At 34.2% G+C, this 20,835-nt stretch carries 22 protein-coding genes and 4 pseudogenes; 15 read left to right on the top strand and 11 right to left on the bottom strand.

What is annotated here, in order from left to right; all coding sequences use genetic code 11:
• The first annotated feature begins 185 nt into the window (after window positions 1-185).
• Window positions 186-1,091: a hypothetical protein gene (locus AAGD89_RS06120; RefSeq protein WP_341808159.1), complete on the top strand. Its 906-nt coding sequence runs from the start codon at window positions 186-188 to the stop codon at window positions 1,089-1,091.
• Window positions 1,092-1,104: 13 nt separating this feature from the next.
• Window positions 1,105-1,347, top strand: coding sequence for an SDR family NAD(P)-dependent oxidoreductase (locus AAGD89_RS06125; protein ID WP_341808160.1), 243 nt, complete (start codon window positions 1,105-1,107; stop codon window positions 1,345-1,347).
• A gap of 373 nt (window positions 1,348-1,720) precedes the next feature.
• Here the strand turns inward: AAGD89_RS06125 and AAGD89_RS06130 are convergent, their stop codons facing one another.
• Window positions 1,721-3,796 carry an ATP-dependent DNA helicase RecG gene (locus AAGD89_RS06130; protein WP_341808938.1) on the bottom strand — a complete coding sequence of 692 codons (2,076 nt, stop codon included), beginning with the start codon at window positions 3,794-3,796 and terminating at the stop codon, window positions 1,721-1,723.
• Between the two features lie 122 nt (window positions 3,797-3,918).
• Here AAGD89_RS06130 and AAGD89_RS06135 point away from each other — a divergent pair, with 122 nt between their 5' ends.
• From AAGD89_RS06135 to AAGD89_RS06150, 5 genes and pseudogenes are all read left to right on the top strand, one after another.
• On the top strand, window positions 3,919-5,085 hold the full coding sequence (locus AAGD89_RS06135) for a ribonuclease D (RefSeq protein WP_341808939.1): 1,167 nt from the start codon (window positions 3,919-3,921) through the stop codon (window positions 5,083-5,085).
• Between the two features lie 177 nt (window positions 5,086-5,262).
• Window positions 5,263-5,779: pseudogene (locus AAGD89_RS06140) on the top strand (IS66 family transposase); the annotation flags it as partial.
• 60 nt (window positions 5,780-5,839) lie between these two features.
• Window positions 5,840-6,106: a hypothetical protein gene (locus AAGD89_RS06145; RefSeq protein ID WP_341808161.1), complete on the top strand. Its 267-nt coding sequence runs from the start codon at window positions 5,840-5,842 to the stop codon at window positions 6,104-6,106.
• 23 nt (window positions 6,107-6,129) lie between these two features.
• Window positions 6,130-6,249, top strand: a complete 120-nt coding sequence (locus tag AAGD89_RS07345; protein WP_410541876.1) for a hypothetical protein — start codon at window positions 6,130-6,132, stop codon at window positions 6,247-6,249.
• Between the two features lie 17 nt (window positions 6,250-6,266).
• Window positions 6,267-6,586 (top strand): annotated as a pseudogene (locus AAGD89_RS06150) (transposase); the annotation flags it as partial.
• 4 nt (window positions 6,587-6,590) lie between these two features.
• On the opposite strand, the gene folD reads toward AAGD89_RS06150, so the two are convergent.
• The 9 genes from folD to AAGD89_RS06195 form a co-directional block, all read right to left on the bottom strand.
• Window positions 6,591-7,481 carry a bifunctional methylenetetrahydrofolate dehydrogenase/methenyltetrahydrofolate cyclohydrolase FolD gene (folD, locus tag AAGD89_RS06155; protein WP_341808162.1) on the bottom strand — a complete coding sequence of 297 codons (891 nt, stop codon included), beginning with the start codon at window positions 7,479-7,481 and terminating at the stop codon, window positions 6,591-6,593.
• Window positions 7,482-7,485: 4 nt separating this feature from the next.
• The gene (locus tag AAGD89_RS06160) at window positions 7,486-8,196 is read right to left on the bottom strand and encodes a UbiX family flavin prenyltransferase (protein WP_341808163.1); all 711 of its coding nucleotides are present in this window, start codon (window positions 8,194-8,196) and stop codon (window positions 7,486-7,488) included.
• Complete coding sequence (locus AAGD89_RS06165) at window positions 8,189-8,455, bottom strand: DUF2312 domain-containing protein (RefSeq protein ID WP_341808164.1); 267 nt, start codon at window positions 8,453-8,455, stop codon at window positions 8,189-8,191. Before AAGD89_RS06165 ends, AAGD89_RS06160 begins: the two co-directional genes overlap by 8 nt.
• A 13-nt stretch (window positions 8,456-8,468) precedes the next feature.
• Window positions 8,469-9,752, bottom strand: coding sequence for an HlyC/CorC family transporter (locus AAGD89_RS06170; protein WP_341808165.1), 1,284 nt, complete (start codon window positions 9,750-9,752; stop codon window positions 8,469-8,471).
• Between the two features lie 217 nt (window positions 9,753-9,969).
• The gene (gene ffh, locus AAGD89_RS06175; RefSeq protein ID WP_341808166.1) at window positions 9,970-11,313 is read right to left on the bottom strand and encodes a signal recognition particle protein; all 1,344 of its coding nucleotides are present in this window, start codon (window positions 11,311-11,313) and stop codon (window positions 9,970-9,972) included.
• Window positions 11,298-12,875, bottom strand: a complete 1,578-nt coding sequence (locus tag AAGD89_RS06180) for a proton-conducting transporter membrane subunit (protein ID WP_341808167.1) — start codon at window positions 12,873-12,875, stop codon at window positions 11,298-11,300. The genes ffh and AAGD89_RS06180 overlap by 16 nt, the downstream gene beginning before the upstream one ends.
• Window positions 12,876-13,213: 338 nt before the next feature.
• Window positions 13,214-13,480, bottom strand: coding sequence for a hypothetical protein (locus AAGD89_RS06185; RefSeq protein WP_341808168.1), 267 nt, complete (start codon window positions 13,478-13,480; stop codon window positions 13,214-13,216).
• A gap of 86 nt (window positions 13,481-13,566) precedes the next feature.
• Entirely contained in the window at window positions 13,567-13,947 is a 381-nt protein-coding gene (locus tag AAGD89_RS06190) for a hypothetical protein (RefSeq protein ID WP_341808169.1), read from the bottom strand.
• 30 nt (window positions 13,948-13,977) lie between these two features.
• On the bottom strand, window positions 13,978-15,771 hold the full coding sequence (locus AAGD89_RS06195) for a magnesium transporter MgtE N-terminal domain-containing protein (protein WP_341808170.1): 1,794 nt from the start codon (window positions 15,769-15,771) through the stop codon (window positions 13,978-13,980).
• Window positions 15,772-16,292: 521 nt separating this feature from the next.
• On the opposite strand from AAGD89_RS06195, the gene AAGD89_RS06200 reads away from it, so the two are divergent.
• From AAGD89_RS06200 to AAGD89_RS06235, 8 genes and pseudogenes are all read left to right on the top strand, one after another.
• Window positions 16,293-16,490, top strand: coding sequence for a hypothetical protein (locus tag AAGD89_RS06200; protein ID WP_341808171.1), 198 nt, complete (start codon window positions 16,293-16,295; stop codon window positions 16,488-16,490).
• 5 nt (window positions 16,491-16,495) lie between these two features.
• Window positions 16,496-17,518 (top strand): DNA polymerase III subunit delta, encoded by a 1,023-nt coding sequence (gene holA / locus AAGD89_RS06205; RefSeq protein WP_341808172.1) that lies wholly within the window; start codon window positions 16,496-16,498, stop codon window positions 17,516-17,518.
• Between the two features lie 103 nt (window positions 17,519-17,621).
• Window positions 17,622-18,188: a phosphoribosylglycinamide formyltransferase gene (purN, locus tag AAGD89_RS06210; RefSeq protein ID WP_341808173.1), complete on the top strand. Its 567-nt coding sequence runs from the start codon at window positions 17,622-17,624 to the stop codon at window positions 18,186-18,188.
• A gap of 135 nt (window positions 18,189-18,323) precedes the next feature.
• Window positions 18,324-18,473: a hypothetical protein gene (locus AAGD89_RS06215; RefSeq protein WP_341808174.1), complete on the top strand. Its 150-nt coding sequence runs from the start codon at window positions 18,324-18,326 to the stop codon at window positions 18,471-18,473.
• Between the two features lie 79 nt (window positions 18,474-18,552).
• Window positions 18,553-19,305, top strand: a pseudogene (locus AAGD89_RS06220) (IS5 family transposase).
• A gap of 67 nt (window positions 19,306-19,372) precedes the next feature.
• Window positions 19,373-19,543 (top strand): hypothetical protein, encoded by a 171-nt coding sequence (locus AAGD89_RS06225; protein WP_341808175.1) that lies wholly within the window; start codon window positions 19,373-19,375, stop codon window positions 19,541-19,543.
• Window positions 19,544-19,773: 230 nt separating this feature from the next.
• Window positions 19,774-19,941, top strand: coding sequence for a hypothetical protein (locus AAGD89_RS06230; RefSeq protein ID WP_341808176.1), 168 nt, complete (start codon window positions 19,774-19,776; stop codon window positions 19,939-19,941).
• Window positions 19,942-19,990: 49 nt separating this feature from the next.
• Window positions 19,991-20,167, top strand: a complete 177-nt coding sequence (locus tag AAGD89_RS06235) for a hypothetical protein (protein ID WP_341808177.1) — start codon at window positions 19,991-19,993, stop codon at window positions 20,165-20,167.
• 22 nt (window positions 20,168-20,189) lie between these two features.
• On the opposite strand, the pseudogene AAGD89_RS06240 reads toward AAGD89_RS06235, so the two are convergent.
• A pseudogene (locus AAGD89_RS06240) lies at window positions 20,190-20,678 on the bottom strand (transposase family protein); the annotation flags it as partial.
• Between the last annotated feature and the right edge of the window lie 157 nt (window positions 20,679-20,835).

Genomic DNA, 20,835 nt, shown 5'->3' on the forward strand with positions numbered 1-20,835 from the left:
ACTTTTGTCAAATCTTCTGTAAAATGACTTTTAAATAAGCTATTTCTTAACTAATTTACATCTAAGAGTTTATCTACTTTAAAGTTTGCTCTATTTTGTTTTAGCATTTGCCATAACTCCTTAATCACTACAAACTTTTTTGTTCAATTTTTAGCCATTCCTTCCTTAACTTAATGGCAGTGAGTATGTTACAACCTAATGAGTCAAAAGGTAATGATAATTTTCTTGAAAAATTTTTCCAAGAGTACGGTGCTCTTAAGAAATCTGAGGAATGGGGAAAAATAATTAATCTTGGTTTACAAGCTTTAAAAGATAGTGAAATTACAAATGTATATTCAGCGCTTATTCAGTGCAGACTTACAAGTTGTTATTATTACTTAGGTCAACATCAAGAAGCACTAGAGATCGCAAAGGATGCTTTGGAAAAAGCTACTAAAGCTGAAAATAAAGAATTGCAGGCTAGAAGTTTTTACTTAATTTCAGCAATATACAGAGTATTAGCCTTAAAAACATCAGGAGAACAACAGAAAGAATATAAAGAGTTTGCAAATAGCAACACAGAAAAGGCGTTAGAGTTGTTATCTGAACCTAATATTAGCAATTTTACTAAAGCTAAAGTGCATTTTAACGCAGGGGCTTTAGAGCATGATTTAAACAGCTCTTTCGATTCAGAAGCTTTCGATTCTGCACTAAAACATTATTCAGAAGCTCAGAAATTATTCAAAGCTATAGGCTCTAATGATGATTATGATCGTACTGCAATTCGTTACCTCAGAGCTGCTATGGAAGAAGGGAAAAAATCGTTGGATGAAATTGAAGCTGAAGCAGGGGATCTAAGTATAAAGAAAGAAACTAAAACAGGTGTTCAATTTTCGATATTAATGAGTAGAGTGTTGCTAAAAAATGGAAAAGTAGGAGAGGCATTCCAATTTGCAACCAATGCTCTAGAGGTTGCTAAGGGCAAGTCAATGAAGACCGAAGTTACGATGTTAGAAGAAATCATTTCCAAGGAGCAGGAAAGAGGAGTATCCTCCTCTCTAAGCAAAGTAGGTATTAGCAAGGAAAGCGAGAAGCAACATGTAGTCGGTTGAGAAGGGTTTATCCTTGAACAGAAAAGTTTGTCTGATCACAGGAGCATCATCTGGCATTGGAGAAAGTCTAGCAAGGTTACTTATCAAATATGGCTGGTTCGTAGTTGGTACTACTAGGCGCTCTGAAAGGTTGGAAAAATTAAAAGAGGAGTTGGGCACAAGTTTTCCACCAGAGCTATCAATTAACTTAGCTCTATACATATTACCACTACCGATTGATGTGCCTTTCATCAATTTTATGTTATTATCTTCTTGATTATATCTATTCATATGCTTGTCTCAAAATTGTTCATATTTCTGTATTTCTACATACAAATAATTAAAATACTTGTAATACTAGATCTAGCTAGAAAGAGATTAGACTTCTTGCATAACCAGGTGTCATCCCAGTACTTTATACATAGCTGTACGAACGTTGCGTTTTAGGTCAGTTGTCCCAAAAATGGTGTCATCCCAGTGCTCCGACACTGGGATCAAGATATAAAAATATTTACAATAGGAACATATATTAATATACAATCCAGTAAGAAAAACCTAGATTCCAGCGTCACGCGCTGGAATGACATCAACTGATTTTTCTTTGAGTTCCAGCTATACAAGAAATCTATTGAGTTTTAAAATCGTTCTACCTACTGGAATTTTGAAAAATGTAACCTACTTCTATATTCAAATATCTCGAGAAGTAACTCAAAAGACTTATTCTCAGCAATGATGTCTTTTGCATTATTATATGCAAGATTCAGCAGCTCCCCGTCTTTATATAAATCGGCGAACTTGAATTCCATACATCCTGATTGTCTCGTTCCTAAAATATCCCCACTGCCTCTCAGCATCATATCTTTTTCAGCAATGTAAAATCCATCTTGTGACTCGCACATAATTTTTAGCTTTGAATGTGAATTTTTACTTAAAGCATCGTGTAATAGCACACAAAAAGATGGCTTACTTCCTCGTCCTACTCTGCCTCTTAGCTGATGTAATTGTGATAACCCAAATTGCTCTGCATTTTCTATAATCATAATAGTTGCATCTGGTATGTCTATACCAACTTCTATAACAGTGGTTGCAACCAGCAGAGAAAATTCATTTCTTTTAAAAGAAAACATAACCTGATCTTTCTGATCTTGAGTTAATTTTCCGTGTATTATGCCAACCTTATCAGAAAATATTTTTTGTAATTCCTTAAAGCGCATCTCTACCGCAGCAATAGACTTCTTTTGAAACTCTACTTCCGTGGATAAATCCTCATTTTCCTCTATGTAAGGACAAATCCAATATGCTTTTTCACCTCTATTTATGGCACCTTTCAGTTTTTCAATAACTTCTGCGACCTTTTTGATATTGATAATTACGGTTTTTATTGGCAGTCTGGATTTTGGTTTTTCTCTTAAAATTGAACATTCAACATCGCCATAGATAGCTTGCTGCAGAGTTCTTGGAATTGGTGTTGCAGTAACAAAAAGTATATCAGCATTTTCTCCTTTTTCTACCAAACGATTTCTCTGCATCACACCAAATCGTTGCTGTTCGTCTATTACTGCAAGACCTAAATCCTTAAATATGACTTTATCTTGAAAAAGTGCGTGAGTGCCGATTACTATATCTATAATACCACTTGCAAGCTCGTTCATAATCGTCTTTTTTTCCTTGCGCGCAGTTTTACCAGTAAGCAAGGCAACTTTTATGTTAGTAGCAGACAAAATTTCTTCAATCCAATTGTAATGCTGTTCTGCAAGAATAGTAGTTGGCGCCATAAGAGCCGCCTGCAGATTATTTTCCACTACATTTATCATTGCAAAAAGTGCAACCACTGTTTTGCCACTGCCGACGTCGCCTTGCAGCAAATTTATCATACGATACTTGGATTTTTGTTTTTCTGAAATTTCATCTATTGCGCGAATTTGATCATTAGTTAATTGAAATGATAACTCATTTAAAATTTGTTCTTTAGACTTGTTTAATATTACAAATTCCCTTCCTCTCTCCTTTAGTTTGTCTTTTCGTGCAAATTTCAGTGCCAGTTGATATGCAAGCAACTCGTCATAAGCAAGCCTTTTCCTACAAATTTCCGCTTCAGCCAACGATTCAGGTTTGTGCAACTTTATGATACTTTCTTTCCAACTGAACCATTTTTTCTGTCCAATCAATGCATCATCTATCCACTCTGGCAAATCAGGCAATTCTTTCAGATTAGAATTTATTATTTTTCTAATGCTCTTGTTAGTAATACCACAATTTAATTGATACACAGGCTCTATACATGCAATTTCTTTAAATTGGTTGATGTTAAGTGATACATAATCTGGATGAGTAATTTGCAAGTATTCGGCAAAACTTTCAAGTTTGCCGCTGATAATCACAGAAGCTCCAACTGGAAATAATTTGTGTAAATATTTAACTGAATAACTAAAAAATACTATGAAGACATACTGACCTTCACTTTCAACAATTATCTTATATGGCCTGCCCTTTAGAGTGGGTGGCTGATGCTCATGAATTTTTGCAATAAAGCTCGCAAGTTCTCCAATTTGTGCACCGGATAACGACTTTCTTCTATCCACATAGTTGAGTGGCTTATAAAATAATAGGTCTTTTGCTCTAATATTGCCACAAAGTTTAGTTAATATTGTAGAATGGAATTTAGGTATATTCTCCACATCTCTACTTAAGAAAGCCAGCACGTCTAATTGTTTGTTAGTGCTCATATATGTATCAAACTGCTTACCAATAATAGAGTCTTCTTCAAAACGTGTCACCTGCGTAGTAACACTTAAGGTTGTAAAAATCCAATATAAGTGGTAAAATGGACTGGCTGAATAAAAAGTATATGCTAATCAATGTAACATCAGAGTTGGAAGATATATGTAAAGAATTAATAGCAAGAAAACCAAAATTTATAGCAGTTGACACAGAATTTATTAGAAATAACATAAATTACTATCCAAAATTATCATTAATTCAAATTTTTGACGGAGATAGAGGTTTTATTGTAGATGCATTAGCTCAAGAAATTGATTTATCACCTATTAAGAAGATAGTGCTGAATGAAGGAATAATTAAGGTATTTCATAGTTGCAGACAGGACATAGAGTCCTTATTTACTGTATTTAAATGTATTCCAACTCCCATTTTTGACACCCAAATTGCTGCAATGTTGTGTCAGTATTATTACGACTTTATCGGTTATTCAAAATTAATAGAACAATACAGGGGGGTGGTTTTAGATAAAATTAAAGCTAAAAATTCAGATTGGTTAAAACGACCATTGTCCGAAGATCAACTGGACTATGCATTAAACGATGTGATATATCTATATGAACTACACCAAATATTGCATGATAAGCTTGAAAAAAATGACAGAATTTACTGGTTTAAAGAAGAAATGGAGTCGATAGCTGACATAGATAAATATCTACACAGCCCAAAGGATGCATGGAAGAGAATAAAATGTAATTGTGAAGCAAATCCAGGATTAATGTTAACCATTAAAGCGGTTTGTGAGTGGCAAGAAACCTTAGCACAACGTTACAATATGAATCGTAACAAGGTGATTAACAATTCTGTGATAACTAATTTGATTGAAAAAAACGTAGAAAATCTTAGTGAAATTCTGGACGATATAAAAGAAAATACAAGAAATATAAAAGACGAAGATTTGCTAGAGCTTATCAATATTTTTGATGCAAATGAGAAAAAGTGGATACAGCCGATGCCAAGTAGTTATGATAAATCAGTATTTGATATACTATCAATTATTTTAGAGAATAAATGCAAAGAAAGTAATATATCAAGAAAATTAGTTTCTTCAAAAGATGAATTGATCAAATCAATATCTGGACAGACAGATAAATTATTTAAGGGGTGGAGATATGATTTTTTTGGTAAGTCAGTTGAATCCTTCTTGAAAACTCACTCGAAATTTGAGATTTCAGCAGTAAAATCTACAAACAATATAACCAAAATTCAGAGTAACTTAGTGGAAAATGAATCATGAATGGGAAATGTTAGTATATAGTACTTCTCAAAGTAAGTGACTTTACCCAGAAAAAGGTATCCGTTCAGCGGAGCGGTAAAATAAGTAGTAGAAAAGAAATGCTAAAAATATAGGTGGTATGTGTGGTAAGTATGTCTGATCTACTAGCAAGTCTTCTCAAAAAACTTAAAAACAGAAATAGAGCAGCTAAAAGCAGAAATAAAGGGATTGGAGATAGAAAACGAAAATTTGAGGGCTGAGAATAAGGCAGTAAGGATCGAAAATGCTGAATTAAGAGAAAAGCTCGGCTTAAATTCAAAAAATTCATCGATACCAAGCTCCAAAGAATTATACAAAACCAAAGAAGATAAGCCAAAGAGCAATAGGGGCACAGGTTGGGCATGAAGGTCATTGTCGCCCAAAAATGAATGCGAATGAAGTAGTGAAAATAGGGTTGCCAAATGCGTGAGAGTGTGATGGAGAAATTGCAATATCAAAAGAGCCATACATTCATCAAAAAGTAGATCTTCCAGAAATAAAACCGTATGTAATTGAGTATCAATTGGAACGTGGACGTTGCAGGAAATGTGGAAAAAGAAAAAGTAGCAAGCTGACAGAAGTCGTTACCACAGATACATTTGGCCCAAAAGTTAAGTCAACAATTGCAGCACTCAGCGGGTTTTACAAGAACTCAAAAAGAGAAGTAGCAAACATTAGACCTCTTTCAAAATTGACAAAAAGGGAAAAATTAGTATAAAAACATACAATTAAAGGTATGAGATACAGAGAAATAGAAAAGTTGAAAGGGGAGAAATTCCTGCGTTTGACAGGGGTAAAAGAGGTAACAATTGAGCGAATGGTAGAAAACATGATTTTGGCTTTTCAAGGAGTCAAAATTCACATGTTAGAGGACATAAAAGTCCTAGCAGATAGCGGTTACAGAGGGATGCAGAAAATTCACGCAAACGTGGAACTGCCGCATAGAAGGACGAAAAAGAAGCCATTAGATAAGAAAAAAAGAAAGAAAATCAAGAGCTTGTAAGCAAAAGAGTGGTGGTGGAAAATGTGATTGGTTTGCTGAAAAGATTTAAAATTATCGCAGACAGATATAGAAATAGGCAAAAACGCTTCGGTTTGAAGTTTAATTTTATTGCTGGAATTCATAATTTTGAGCTGATGATATGAATTTTGAAAGAGGTCTAATGAATAACATGAAGAAACAATATACTAATATTAGGAAAATGTGGGCTAATATGGGGTATCAAGGAAAAGGCTTAAAGGATCATATAAAGAAAGAATATGGAATAGACATTGAAATTGTTAAGAGCTCTCCGTGCAGATTTTGGGTACATCAAGACACACCTATAGTACAGCCGCGAAGATGGGTTGTGGAAAGAACTTTTGCTTGGGAATTAATAGAAATAGGAGATTATCAAAAGAATATGATCTGCTAACAACTTCAACAGAAAATTTTATATATTTAGCTATGAGTAAAGTTATGTTAAGTAGGGAATATGCTTGATTTACTAGTTTGTGGACAAGCTCTTAGCTGCCAAACCCTTTTGCAAAGAAGCAGCAGTAAAAGTATTCATCATCAGAAATGCAATTGTCATTGGCCCAACACCACCTGGCACTGGAGTAATAGCTTTGGCTTTTTCCTTTGCTCTCTCAAAATCAACGTCACCTACAAGCTTGCTTTTACCATCTATTTGCATGCCATTTATGCCAACATCAATTACTATTGCATCGTTTTTTATCCAGTCTGCTTGCACGAAATTGGGCTTGCCAACCGCTGCAACTACTATGTCTGCTTTGGAGCAATATTCAGCTAAGTTTTTGCTTCTTGAATGTAAAATAGTAACAGTACAGTCCTCTTGCAATAGTAGATGAAACATCGGTTTGCCAACGATGTTTGATCGGCCAATCACCACTGCATTTTTACCAGAAAGGTTTTCTCCAATTGATTTAATTAAATACAAAGCACCTCTGGGAGTACACGGTATAAGACAATTTTTTTCACCTTTAACTAGTTTGCCAACATTCTCATTATGAAAACCATCCACATCTTTTTCTACGCTTATTGAGTTAATTACTCTGCTTGCATTAATGTGATCTGGTAAAGGCAGTTGCACTAAAATGCCATGTACAGATGGATCATTATTCAGTTCGTTGATTTTTCCAATTAACTCATCTTCTGATATTGTGCCAGATAAAAAAATAGTTTCAGATTCTATTCCTATTGACTCTGCTTTCTTTTGTTTATTACGAACATATACCTGACTTGCTGGGTTCTCACCAACAAGAATTACTTTAAGGCATGGGAAAATATTGTGCTCTTTTTTTAAAATATCAATTTTTTGTGATAACTTTTCACAAAGGTCATTTGCTATTTTTTTACCATCAATAATAATTGTCACTTGGCTACACTCCCTGCCACTCTTTGAAATTAGGGCACTTGATATCAAATAAATCCAACACTTTACCAACGGAATGATCAATTATATCATTCAATGATTTTGGTTTAGTATAGAATGATGGCACTGGCGGAGCGATTATTGCTCCCATCTCTGTCAACTTTAACATATTACGCAAATGTCCAAGGTGTAGTGGGGTTTCCCGCACCATGAGGACTAGCTTTCTTCTTTCCTTAAGTGTTACATCTGCAGCTCTTGTCAATAAATTGGAAGTAACACCCGATGCAATTTCAGACATTGTTTTCATAGAGCATGGAGCTACTATCATCCCTAAAGTTTTAAACGAGCCACTTGCTATCTTTTCTCCTATTTTTTCCTCAGAATAATAAAAGTCTGCAAGTGATGTAATCTCTTCGAGTTTTTCTGGAATTTCATGAGCTATAGTTATTTTGCCAGCACTACTAATTACCAGATGAGTTTCATAACACAGTTTGGTGTCATTCCAGCGCGTGACCCTGGAATCTATATTTCTTTTTCCCTGGATCCCAGTGTCAAGCACTGGGATGACAGAAGAAGGTGCTGAAGTAATAGGAGAGAGCATAGGGGCAACAGAGGATTGCACAAGAGATTTGTTAATATTTCTTAACGCCTCTAAAATACGTACACCATAAACAGAACCAGATGCACCACTTATTCCAATTACAATTCTGTTATTCACTTAACTCTTCTTCGCAGCTCATTCCAAGTGCGCGTTTGTATGTATCAAGCAATATTTCTTGCTCTTCCCTGTCATCATCGTCCATCTTTCTTAGCTTGATAATTTGTTTCATAACCTTTGTATCCCAACCTTCATCGGCTGCTTTCAGGTATACATCGCGGATATGATCCTGTACCTCTTTTTTCTCTTCTTCAAGCTTTTCAATTCTTTCTATATATCCCTTCAGCTCTTCAGCTGTTACTTTAACTGTGTCTTCCATAAAACTCCACTAATTAACTGCTCTTATCAGTATTATCAATTTTTACTTGCACTTCAACAATAGTAATAACATTTTTATCTTTTTTTAAAATCTTAAAATGAAAACCATACATAGAAAATTCCTCACTTTCGTCAGGAATACGCTCTATTTCATTCACAATCATACCAGCTAAAGTTGAGGCTTCTTCATTAGGCAGGTCCCAATGTAACTGCCTATTGATGTCTCTAATGGGTGTCTCTCCTTCTATATGATAAAGGTTGTCAGATACTTTCTTGATGGAATTTTCTGTAATCAAATCATGCTCATCGGAAATATCTCCAACAATTTCTTCTAATATATCCTCAAGAGTTACGATCCCTTGCAATGCTCCATATTCGTCAATAACAAGTGCAAAGTGTTTCCTATTTTTACGAAAGTTGTGAAGTTGCACGCTGAGCAGCGTACTTTCTGGTATAAACCAAGGTTTCGACATCACTTGAGCGATATCAACTTCCTCTGTTTTGTTATTCTTTTCACGCAAGGCATTTATTAGATCCCTCACATGAATTACACCAATAATATCCTCTGGTTCTTTTTGCCACAAAGGAATTCTACTATGACTACTGGTTAAAATTTCCCTTATCAAATCTTCTTTATTTAGATTTATATCAAGAGAAAACAAATTTTTTCTATGGGTCATGATCTGCGATATTTCTGTTTCAGCTAAATCAAGTATGCTGTTCAACATATCCAAATCCTGCTGCAACATAGTTCCTTCACTGCGATGCAAGGTAATCATATTACGCATTGCATCTGCTGCAGATATCACTTCTTTGTCTTTATGTAACCCACATAATTTCAGGATGAGATTGACGATAAATTGAATACCTAACGTAAGTGGAGAAAAAATTTTCACAAAAAACAACAAAAAATACGCAGAAAACGACGCAAATTTTTCAGGATTTTGAATAGCGTAAGTTTTTGGCAGCACTTCACAAAACAGCAGAATACAAAATGTCATTATAATTGTTGACAGAAAAATGCTCTCATTTCCGAAAAGATTTATAAACATTGCTGTAAACAATGCAGAGCAAGTAATGTTAATAACTGTATTGCCAAGCAATATTGTACCTATTGTTAATTCTTTTCGATTTAACAAGCGGTCTATTATCTTGGCCCTTGTGTTACCGTCTAGTTTTAGCTTATTAATTCGAGAACGGCTAATTGAGGTTAAACCTATTTCTGCTCCTGAAAACAAAAACGACAAAACCAATAAAATAAAAACTATTAATAATACTGAAACCAATACCAGACTCATTGAAATACGACGTTATTTTGACAAAAAAACAAAGCTAATCTTATATGTTATGAGAAGCACTTGCAAGGTTGAAGTTTTTGTATGGCTAGGTTATAAAATATGTCACGGGAGTGTTAAATATTTATACATTTTTAATCTCAAAAAACGAATCATAAAGTCTGATGACGAATCACTCAACTTTCCTTGCTTTTTTAATATACCTTTTTTATATTAATCTCTACTTTTTACCCAGCATGTCCATCAAATCAGACTCTTTGAGTTTGCTGTGATCAACTTTACTGAATTTATTTACCATGGAGCTCATTTGGTCATATTGCTTAATTAAGAGGTTAATATCTGGTACGCTTGTTCCAGAGCCTTTTGCAATCCTGAGCCTTCTTTTTCCGTTTAAAATATCTGGATTTTGCCTTTCTTTTTCAGTCATTGAGTTGATGATAGCGATATATTTTTTTACTTTGCTATCATCTGGCACACCACTGCTTAGCTTTTGCGTGAATGAACTGGGAATGAACTTCATTATACCAGCCATGCCATCCATTTTATTAAGAGTTCTTAGCATTCCTACTAAATCGTTTAGGTCAAATTTACCTTTTTTTACTTTCTTTTGTAGTTTATCAATTTCTTCCTGACCGACAATTTCTGCAGCCTTTTCAACTAATGAAACGACATCACCCATACTAAGTATTCTCTTTGCAATTCTATCCGGATAAAAATCATCAAGGTCGCTTAATTTTTCACCACAAGCAATAAATTTAATTGGGCAATTAGTAACCATTTTCATGGAAAGAGCAGCACCACCACGTGCATCACCATCAACACGCGTGAGAATAATGCCAGTTACACCTACTGTCTCATTAAATGATTTGGCGATATTTACTGCATCCTGACCTATCATAGCATCGGTCACTAAAATAACTTCTGCAGGCGAAGTAGCTTCTTTCACCTCTTTCAGTTCGTTCATCATATTATCGTCAATATGAAGCCTACCTGCAGTGTCCAGTATCAATACATCATAACTATCGTTTTTCGCTATTTCTAATGCTCTTTGTGCAATTAAAAGTGGCTTTTCGTCCATTATTATAGGCAAAGTGTTAACATCTATTTGTTTACCTAGCACTTCAAGCTGTTTTTGAGCAGCTGGTCTATAAATATCCAGTGAAGCGAGCATCACTTTTTTCTTTTGTTTTTTTAGTTTTAAAGCAAGCTTTCCTGAAGTGGTTGTTTTACCTGCACCTTGTAAACCCACCATCATGATTACGCTAGGGGCTTTAGCTGCGCAATTCAAATCACTTTTTTCTGATCCAAGAACTAAAACTAAATTATCCTGAACAATTTTGATTATCATTTGTGCCGGAGAAACACTTTTTATGACTTTTTCTCCAACCACCTTATCTTTAATGTCATTGATAAATTGTTTGGCTACTTCGAGTGCAACATCAGCCTCAATTAAAGCTATACGTATTTCACGCATAGCAAGGTTAAAGTCATCCTCGGAAATAACTGACTTTCCTTTGAGTTTATTAAATACAGAATTTAAACTATCGGTTAATGATTTAAACATAATAACACTAGTAGAACACTAATTAAAAAGAGAGAAGCAGCTGAAACAAAACTTACTGAATTATAACTCAGCACTCCTTCAAGTTTAGTAATATTATTAAAGTATATACTAGTAAGCAAATTAGTCAAGTTTTGCAATAGAATGGCAAACATTCCCTTTATTTTAGAGGCCAATTTATTGAATAATGAGATAATATATGGCACAAAAGCTCTAAAAATCCAGTCGACATCCATTTTAAAGTTTATTCTCGGGTAAAATAACTTTCTGAGTGGAATAAACAATAGAGTAGTACATAGTAATAAATTAAATTGAGACCAAATATTTTTTGTGGTGTATACCAGATCAAAAATTGAAGACTGATTGTAAATAAACAAATAAGGATTGCCAGCAACCACGCATATAAACGCCAAAGTAATCATAGGTAGCTTGTTTTCTTTCTCTGCTGAGAGTTTTGACTTACCTTTAGCAATAAATATGTAATAAATGAACTTTAGTCCTACACTCAAATAAAGCAGTAAATTTAGGATCTTATATAAATTTTTATATACTTTTAAGGCAGCAGCGTTCATTTCAATTTCAGTTGCGATGTATGATTTACTAATAAATCCAGCGGTTCCAGGAAATGCAGCCATTGTGAGTATTGCAATTATAGCGCACATGCCTTCCACTGATATAAATTTACCAATACCATTAAAGCTAGTTGATTTTGTTCGCGCAATAACTGAATTTGCAACCACGAATAATAATGATTGATAAAAAAGAGAGAAAATTATATGTAGCGTGAGGCTTGGTATAGCACTCTCTGAAGGACTAAGCAAACTTCCTGCAATAATTAGCAGGCCCATTTGTCCCACAACATTATAGCACAAAAATCTGCGAATGTTTTTTTCAAGAGAAGCAAATATAATGCTGTAAATGACAGTAATAGAACCTAAAAACGCTAATGTTTCAGTATGATTCTGCCACAAACCATAAGTGTGTAAAAGCATAACTAAAAAAGAGACTTTAGTGGTAAATAAAGATAGGTAGGTAGTACCATGTAGCGATGCAGCAGGATATGCATCAACAACCCAAAATGAAAAAGGAAAACAAGCACTGTTTATCAATAGGCCTATGATTATGAGGTTAAGTGTATTTTCATTGTGGATAGGTGCGAGCGCTAGCCCTGCTATTAATGCAACTCCAACAAAGAAATGTACACAAGCGTACCTTATTGCGGGTCCACTATCCTTGGAACCTGCTGCAATGACAAAAAATGCACTAATACTCATCAGTTCACAGAATATTATAACCAATATCATCTGCTTGGATAAAATTGCACCGAGTGAACAGGTAGTGTAGGCAAAAAAAGATATCGTCTCTGAGAAACTTAGAGTTCTGGCGGGTAGAACAACCAAAAATGCAACTGATAAAAAAGATATTAATATGGTGCGAAAGGATAGATCAAAATCTAGAATTGATTGAGACCAATTTAACGCGCTGTTTAAATTTTCAGGTAATTTCAAAACTATAACTATTGATATAGCTAGCAAAAGTAACAATAACGATTTATAAAGCTGCACGATAGTTCAAACCAATATAGTTTATGCTATATCAATGTACAGATAAAATCAATTTATATGTAATTGCTCTTAACCACTAATTAAACTAATTCACCTATAATGATATCAGGGTTTAGAGGGTTATAGAGAAACCGGTCAGATTAGGTTTTTAATCTAATCTGACCGATAGCTTTAATAGTGAGGTAAGCTTTAATATAACACGCTGTATTTATAGCGCTACACTCGTGCATAATTTATTTTTTATTTGTGCACGAGCGTTAGTAAATTATTTACCTTTGGAAACAGAATTTGGATTCGTTTTGTAAGAACCTGTTCTAATGGGACTTGGTATTAGCTACTTATAAATTATGTAGATCCGCAGAAGTAATGAATATTACGTTGGTTGCATCAGTGTCTATCAAAACATGCGATGCTCCATTTAGTTCAGAGTGTAGTGAAGATTTTATATCGCGCACTTCAGCTTCAATAACATCGAGGTGCTTACCTAATTCATTTATCTGGTTGTGCATTTTTAACTCCAACTTTGTTTTGTGTGATATAGCCTTTGTTAAAACTTCTATCGCTTGCCACACAGTTAATTCTTTAGCGGGATTCTCGTTTGTCATTTTTCTCCTAGTTTAATTGATTGATAAAGATGGAGGAAGCAATAGCAAATGGGCTATTGCTTCCTTCAAAGATCGTAGTGGTTTTATCATCCAACAAGGTTGAGTCCTGGAGAGAGCTGTGATTCCTCTTCGAACATATCATCTAATATACCTGATGTATCAGCAGCAGTTGGTAGATTTTTTTCTATCTTGCCTATAGGTTCCATCAATGCTTCTTGCAATTTATTTATCTTCTCTTCTATTCCTGGCTGAACTTTATCTATTTGCTTACCTATACCTGATTGTGTAGTATTTATTGCCGCCTCTATGCTTGATTTTGCAGCCTCTACCGTTTTACTTATGCTTAATATAGATTTATTTAATTCATCGCTTGATGTTCCTATTTTTTTCTCCATTTCTGACTCCATTTTTACTTTAAAATTTTTAAAGGTATCTTTAAGACCTTCTGCTGTTATATACTCAACCATATTCAACTCCATTAATTAATTATACAATATCTAGGCAACTAGCCCAAAGTAATCTGCATGTGGATATTCATAAAGCAAGCTTTCTTCTGCACTTTTACCAAACATATCATCCAGATCGATACCACCTTCATGAGGGGTTGGAAGTCTTGTAACTAATTCTTTAATCATTGCTACAACCTTTTCCTGTCTAACATCATCTTCTTTTAAATGCTCTGCCAGCATCTTAATAATAATAGCACTGGATTGATTTTCATTCTCTAGATTACCAATAGCACTCATTACCTTTTCATGAGGTAAATTGTGAATAACTTTTATCAGCGTATCTGAATCTAGCTTGTTTAAAAGATCTGTAAATTGCTGATCAGATATACTATTTGCAAAAGCCTGAAGTTTTTCTGGATTCGTGATTAAAGACTCAATAATTATCTGAATTCTATTAGCATCAGTTAAATCTTGTGCTATGGTTTGCAGTTTATCATGATCTAGCTTGTTAATTAAATCTTTTAGCTTGCCTCCCTCCAAGCCATTCACTAGAGCTTTTAGTTGATCACCTTCCAATTGTTTAGAAAGTATTGTCAAGTGATGCTCAGCCAAGTCTTGTGCAAGTTCTGTAAATTGCTCATTACTTAGATTTTGAGTGAGCGCCTTAAATTGCTCCATTTTTAAGTGAGGTAAAATGTCTTTCACCTGATCTGGCTTTAGATCCTTAACCAAAGCTTCAAGCTGAGCTTCATTTAAAGCAGGAACAATGATTTTTAGTTTAGTTTCATTTAGGTCCTGAGCAAGAGTTTTTAATTGATGTTCAGTTAAATGCTCTACTAGGGTTTGGAGTTGAGTGTCGGTTAGACACTTTGCTAAAATCTGCAACTGGTTTGGGCTAAGCTCAGAAAAGATTTTTTGTACTTGTTCATTATTAAAAAGAGTAGCAAGGCCTTTCAGCTTACTATCAGATAAATTATCAATTATAATCTTTAAGTTTTCATTAGAACTAAGAATTTCTTTCATAAAATTATGTTCTACATTCAAATTCCTATCACGCATCATATTTGATAAACAAACATCAATATTATCTGGTGTTTCAATTCTTTTTCCTTGTAAATCCGAAAAGTAATACTTATGATAATTACGGTCCAAATCTTCCTCAAAAGTAATATATTCATGATCTAAAGGCTCAATTTCTAATTCTTGATTTGATTTTAGAGAAGCATAGACAAGTCTATTATTAACAAATAGCACAGAAGACTTTTCCAGCAAAAACAACGGATTTCCACCATTACTTTCAGAGATTTGACCATGGGTTGATAAATAAAGTGGCTGTTTATTTTCGGTAAAATACTTACTGACATCAATATCTGCAGTACTAGGAGTCAGCGAAGGTTCATACACTTTTGCACAAAAAGAACTGGAACAGCGTTCTAAATAATGACCGTTAGCATTATCTTCTTTTATGTTGAGTTTTATCACATCACCTAGAATATTGCTATAGTTATAAAATGTTCTTTTTACACTACCGTCTTCTTCAAAAAGACTGTACATTCTAAAAGCATCTACATATCCGTTATCACCAAATACCTTAGCGGTTTCACGACCAATGTAGTAAATTCCTAAGTATGGAGGTTGATAAAGCTTCAAATTCGAACTAGAGGATTCACTTTCTAATTCTGAAAAATGCATTTTGGAGAATTTACAATCTTTAAAGTTAAGTTTATTTTCTGGGCTATTAAAAGAAACGACAGAAAGTTCTCCGTTAATTCCAAAAAAATCATCACTCATTCTAAGGGGTTCTCCCTGCACTATCTTAAAAACATGTTTCTTTTTACTCATAAAAAACTACCTAATAATAAAATTACTAATATTCTAATATAAATTTATTTAATTATTGTTAAACTAGCATACATCTATATAAGTTTTACAAGCTATGTTGGTGACGATGGTGCTGCTTGCTTTTCTCAATATCCGTAGCATTAGACACATCTCGCCATACTACTGCAGCTAACAAAAATAATGCAGACCACCTCAAAATTTCTAAACTATATGGTATGGTTGTTGGAAACATAATTCCCAAAATTACTGCACTAACCACTGCGATTAAAAGCAAAGATCCAACTATAATAGTAATTTTATTTTCTCTGTTTTTATCTATTCGCGTTTTCTGGATTGACGCAGCAGGATTTCTCATATATTTTACGTAATATTAATATATAATTACTAAATTAACATTAGACAAGTTAATATTTTAGCAATACATTGCTTGTAGAATAAAAATTGTTTTAGCATAAAATAATTTTTGTTATATTATGGTCAGTATACTAATATTACGTAGTTAATTTTATGGAGTAGTAAATATGATAAAAGAATTGTTTAATGAATGGATATCTCAACCTTTTGATAAGTATATATCTCAGCCTACAGCAAATCTTTACAACAAGATTATGGGAAAATCAGGAGAATCAGATCATGCACAGGTCAATGCGGATGTGAACGCAGATTTTTCAGCTGATCCACATAACATTCCGCCATCTGGCGATAATGATGTTCTATAGAGGGTATGAAGCTTACACTATCGAAAGTTAAAAAGTTCCTAGAGAGGCCTAAAGCTTTAAGTGGTGTGTTACTTTATGGAAATGACAACAGTAGAGTTGATTTTTATGCACGAGAAATAGTTGCTAATCTGAGTGGTTATTCAGTCCAGGTAATGGATTTTGCGGTAGTGAATAAGTCACCTGGTTTACTGTTTTCTGAATTGGCAAACATTTCAATGTTTACTAGCAAAAAGTTAATTAAGCTGATAAATGTGAGCGCAAGTATATCTAAGGAGTTAAAAAGCGTATTGGACTCTAATTTAGGGGACAATTATGTAATGCTGATAGCGAGCGACCTTCCATATAACTCTGCAACTAAAATTTATATGGAAAGCTCGAAAAATTTTGGTGCAGTTGCTTGCTATAAAGATAGTAACAGCAGCCTTCATGATATCATCTCAGGTCACTTGAAAGAAAATAATATAAAATATACAAATGAAGCAATCTATCATTTGCAATCTTATTTTAACCATAGTAAGTTGCCTATATATTCAGAGCTTGAAAAGTTAGTATTATATTTGGGAGAAAGTAAAGAATTGAAACTTATTGACGTAGAGTCATGTTTTTCAACTTCTGGAAGTAACTATGCTACACTTGATAATTTATGCTCTGCCGTAGCGAATAAAGATATGACTCGTTTTATTAAGTTTTCTGGCATATTTATATCACAAGAGAATTTTTCACCAATAGCGTTGATTCGTATTATATCAAATTATTTTCTGCGCCTTGAGAGTGTTTTGCTGCTGATGCAAGGTGGAACGAACGAACAAAATGCAATTGATCAGTTGAGTCCACCATTGTTTTTTAAACAGTTACAAAACTTTAAATCTCATTTAAAAAACATTCAACTTTCAGAACTTAAAAAGATTTTGGAAAATTTGATAAACTTAGAAGTTACATGCAAAAAAACTGATTTGAGCCATAAAATGCTTTTCGAGCAGACGATTTGTGAAATACTGCAAGATAAACAGCCACATTTTTATGGCTAGAGCAATGAGCCTCTTGTATAACTAATTTATGTTTTAGGTTTTCTTTTTGAGCTATTTTGTTAATATTAACTCTTAAACTAAATTTTAAATTAACTGTGCTATAATGAAAAAGATTAAACTAGGCATACTAATTTCAGGTAGAGGATCAAACATGCAAACCTTGATTGAGGGGTGTCAAAATCAAGATTTTCCTGCAGAAGTTGCATGTGTTGTAACAAATAATAGTGAAGCTGGTGGTTTAAAATTAGCAAGACAGGCCGGAATTTCAGTGTTTGTTGTTCAAGATAAGCCACTTGATGCTGATAAAATTCATAAAATATTTACTCAACATGAGGTTGACTTAGTTTGTCTTGCAGGGTTTATGAGAATTCTCAAAGCTGATTTCTTAAGTAAATGGAATAATAAGGTCATAAATATCCACCCTTCTTTACTTCCATCTTTCCGAGGACTGAACGCTCAAGAACAAGCTCTAAAAGCAGGTGTAAAAATTACAGGTTGTACTGTACATTACGTAACCCCTGAGGTCGATGCCGGTGCTATAATTACCCAAAATGCTGTGCAAGTGTTACCAGATGATGGGATTCACAGCCTCTCAGAGCGTATTTTAGCTGAGGAGCATAAATGTTACATAGAAGCAGTAAGGTTAATAGCAGAAGGTGCTGGCGATTAGCCGCAGACTAAACCACTGATTTAGAAAGTACTATAGTGATTAGTATATTTTCAACATAACCCTCAAATTGACAAATCAGAGTATTTATGGTAGTTTCAAAATAGTGTCTATTGGGTTAAAGTGAGGCTTAGAGTTATGAGTGGCATACTTTTTTACAAAGAATTTAATGATCTTGATTTAGATGATAGTAATAGTCCTTTAAGAAGAAAGTTCGATGTAATAATTAAAGATTTAGAGGAAAATAAATACACAAGCCTAGGTTCTGTGAACAAAATGCTACCGTGAGAAAATAAGGTAAAGAAAAAGTAGCAGAAACAAGGAAAAAGCAGTAGTTTACTATAATTGACATATAAAGAACACTACCATGAAATATCATATAAAAGAAAGCAACTGGGAGCAAATTTTTTCATTCTTAAGGAGAATAAAAGGCATACACAGCAAAAATGAGGAAAAGTTAAGAATGTTCATAGAGGCAGTGTGGTAGATGGTCCGAAGTGGCTGCCAGTGGCGGCTCTTACCAAAAATATACGGCAATTACAGGAGAATACACAGGAGGTTTAAAAAGTGGTGCGAAAAAGAAATTTGGGGAAAGTTGCTCCAATATACGCAACAGAATCCAGATTTGGAAGTTCATATAATTGATGGAACGATCGTTCGAGCCCATGCTTGTGCCGCTGGTTATGGAAAAGATTCTCAGGCTCAAGAAGCACTTGGACGGAGCAAAGGTGGTTTCACAACCAAGATTCACGCACTTGTTGATGCACTTGGTAATCCGCTGAAATTTATCCTAACTCCTGGCCAGAGGAACGAAATTACGCAGGCTGAAGTTCTCACTAAAAACTTCACTAACTCCACTGTAGTGGCTGATAAAGGCTATGACAGTAATGCTTTTGTTGCTAGTCTTGAGAGCAAAGGATACGAAGTTGTTATTCCTCCAAAAAAGAATCGAAAAGTGCAGAGGTACTATGATGAGCATATCTATAAAGAGCGGCATTTGATCGAATGTTTTTTTGGTAAAATCAAAAACTTCAGACGGATTTTCTCCCGCTTTGATAAAACTGCTGAGGTTTTTATGGGATTTTTGAACTTCGTTGGGGCACTTATATGGCTCTCATAAAATTTTGTTCACAGAGCCTAGGAAAATTAAATGAGGTGGATAAATATAATACTAAATAGTTGATAAGATGGTATTCAAGGGTTTAATGAGACTAATATTAATGGGACAAAAAACAAGCCTGAGAGCGCTAGAGATGGTAATAAATAGGTGTGTGATGGACAAAAATGATGATAAAAACAAAGTAACATATAGTGGTTTATCAAAGAGACTAAAATTTATAAACCCTGATTATTTTTAGGGAGTATATACTGATTTGATGAACAAAGTTGAAAAACTATTACCAAAAAAAACGTCACATAATTTACACAGATTCGATTCAACAATTATAAATCTATCAGGATATCTTATAAAGGATGGGTTAAAAGTAGAGTAACGACAGTCAAGTTAAGGTAAGTGTGGGATTAAAGAATCAATTGCCAACAAGTATAAGATTTTGCAAAGGGCAAGAAGAAGGTAGCGAAGATAGAATTGGTAAGAGCGATTAATGAAGCTAAAGTTGAAAAAGAGGATATTTTGTTATTTGATAGGGGAATTGCAAAAACAGGGACTTCCGCTGAGTTTGACGAAAAGGAATATAAATTTATTACAAGAATGCACTTAAAAAGAAGAGATCCCCTGCGAAAAGGTAGAAAGTAGGTGAAAACGACTAAAAAGCATGTAAAATGAAAGCTTTAAAAGAGGGAAGATGGCAATAAGTTACGCAAAAGTTTCAAAGACCCAGTATATTTTTAGACAATTGACAGGGCTCACAACATCTGAATTTGAAAAAATTGTGGCAAAAGTGCGTCCAGAGTGGGAAAAAGAGGAAAGACAAGCCCCCCTGCGAAACAACGTGAAGCAAGTTGCTGATAAAATCAGGTAAGAAATCCCCAGCCCAAAAATTATTAAAAACCATGCCGCAAATTTACAATACCCGCAATAATATTGAATCTCATGTTATATTTCTTCTGAAAATTTCTGTAAACATTTGACATAATCTTAAAAATTTTTATCTCGCGAATTTTATTTTCCACACGCATCCTGAACGATGCCAACTTTCGATTATGCTCCTTTTGCTCCTCCGTTAATGGCTTTTTACGGTATTTTTTGTACGGAATCACAACGTTTTTCTGCAGTTTTTGCCAACCTTGATAGCCAGAATCGGCATATTTTATGCTATCTTTGGCCAACAATTTTTCCTATTTTCTTATGCGAAAATCATGCATTCGACCTCGATGTGATCTTGAAACAGACAGAATTTGCCCATTTCCCTCGATCACAATTTCGGTTTTTATTGTGGTCATTTTTTTCTTTCCGGAATAACTTTTCTTACGTTTTTTGCTGTCTTTCGGCCGCTGTATCGGCTGCTCAGCAACATCCACCAAAATTTGTATTCTATACACTTTCTTGTGTTTTTCACCTATTTTTTGCTTTTCGCAGGGGGGCTATTGACATCACTGCCATTAAGTTAAGGAAGGAATGGCTAAAAATTGAACAAAAAAGTTTGTAGTGATTAAGGAGTTATGGCAAATGCTAAAACAAAATAGAGCA

Source organism: Wolbachia endosymbiont (group E) of Neria commutata, from assembly GCF_964026735.1.
Lineage (GTDB): Bacteria > Pseudomonadota > Alphaproteobacteria > Rickettsiales > Anaplasmataceae > Wolbachia.

Excerpts from the sequence above, each read along its gene's own strand:
- AAGD89_RS06120 (WP_341808159.1), top strand. The coding sequence starts at position 186 with ATGTTACAACCTAATGAGTCAAAAGGTAATGATAATTTTCTTGAAAAA.
- AAGD89_RS06130 (WP_341808938.1), bottom strand. The coding sequence starts at position 3,796 with ATGAGCACTAACAAACAATTAGACGTGCTGGCTTTCTTAAGTAGAGAT.
- AAGD89_RS06135 (WP_341808939.1), top strand. The coding sequence starts at position 3,919 with ATGCTAATCAATGTAACATCAGAGTTGGAAGATATATGTAAAGAATTA.
- AAGD89_RS06145 (WP_341808161.1), top strand. The coding sequence starts at position 5,840 with ATGAGATACAGAGAAATAGAAAAGTTGAAAGGGGAGAAATTCCTGCGT.
- AAGD89_RS06165 (WP_341808164.1), bottom strand. The coding sequence starts at position 8,455 with ATGGAAGACACAGTTAAAGTAACAGCTGAAGAGCTGAAGGGATATATA.
- AAGD89_RS06170 (WP_341808165.1), bottom strand. The coding sequence starts at position 9,752 with ATGAGTCTGGTATTGGTTTCAGTATTATTAATAGTTTTTATTTTATTG.
- ffh (WP_341808166.1), bottom strand. The coding sequence starts at position 11,313 with ATGTTTAAATCATTAACCGATAGTTTAAATTCTGTATTTAATAAACTC.
- AAGD89_RS06185 (WP_341808168.1), bottom strand. The coding sequence starts at position 13,480 with ATGACAAACGAGAATCCCGCTAAAGAATTAACTGTGTGGCAAGCGATA.
- AAGD89_RS06190 (WP_341808169.1), bottom strand. The coding sequence starts at position 13,947 with ATGGTTGAGTATATAACAGCAGAAGGTCTTAAAGATACCTTTAAAAAT.
- AAGD89_RS06195 (WP_341808170.1), bottom strand. The coding sequence starts at position 15,771 with ATGAGTAAAAAGAAACATGTTTTTAAGATAGTGCAGGGAGAACCCCTT.
- AAGD89_RS06200 (WP_341808171.1), top strand. The coding sequence starts at position 16,293 with ATGATAAAAGAATTGTTTAATGAATGGATATCTCAACCTTTTGATAAG.
- holA (WP_341808172.1), top strand. The coding sequence starts at position 16,496 with ATGAAGCTTACACTATCGAAAGTTAAAAAGTTCCTAGAGAGGCCTAAA.
- purN (WP_341808173.1), top strand. The coding sequence starts at position 17,622 with ATGAAAAAGATTAAACTAGGCATACTAATTTCAGGTAGAGGATCAAAC.
- AAGD89_RS06215 (WP_341808174.1), top strand. The coding sequence starts at position 18,324 with ATGAGTGGCATACTTTTTTACAAAGAATTTAATGATCTTGATTTAGAT.
- AAGD89_RS06225 (WP_341808175.1), top strand. The coding sequence starts at position 19,373 with ATGGTATTCAAGGGTTTAATGAGACTAATATTAATGGGACAAAAAACA.
- AAGD89_RS06235 (WP_341808177.1), top strand. The coding sequence starts at position 19,991 with ATGGCAATAAGTTACGCAAAAGTTTCAAAGACCCAGTATATTTTTAGA.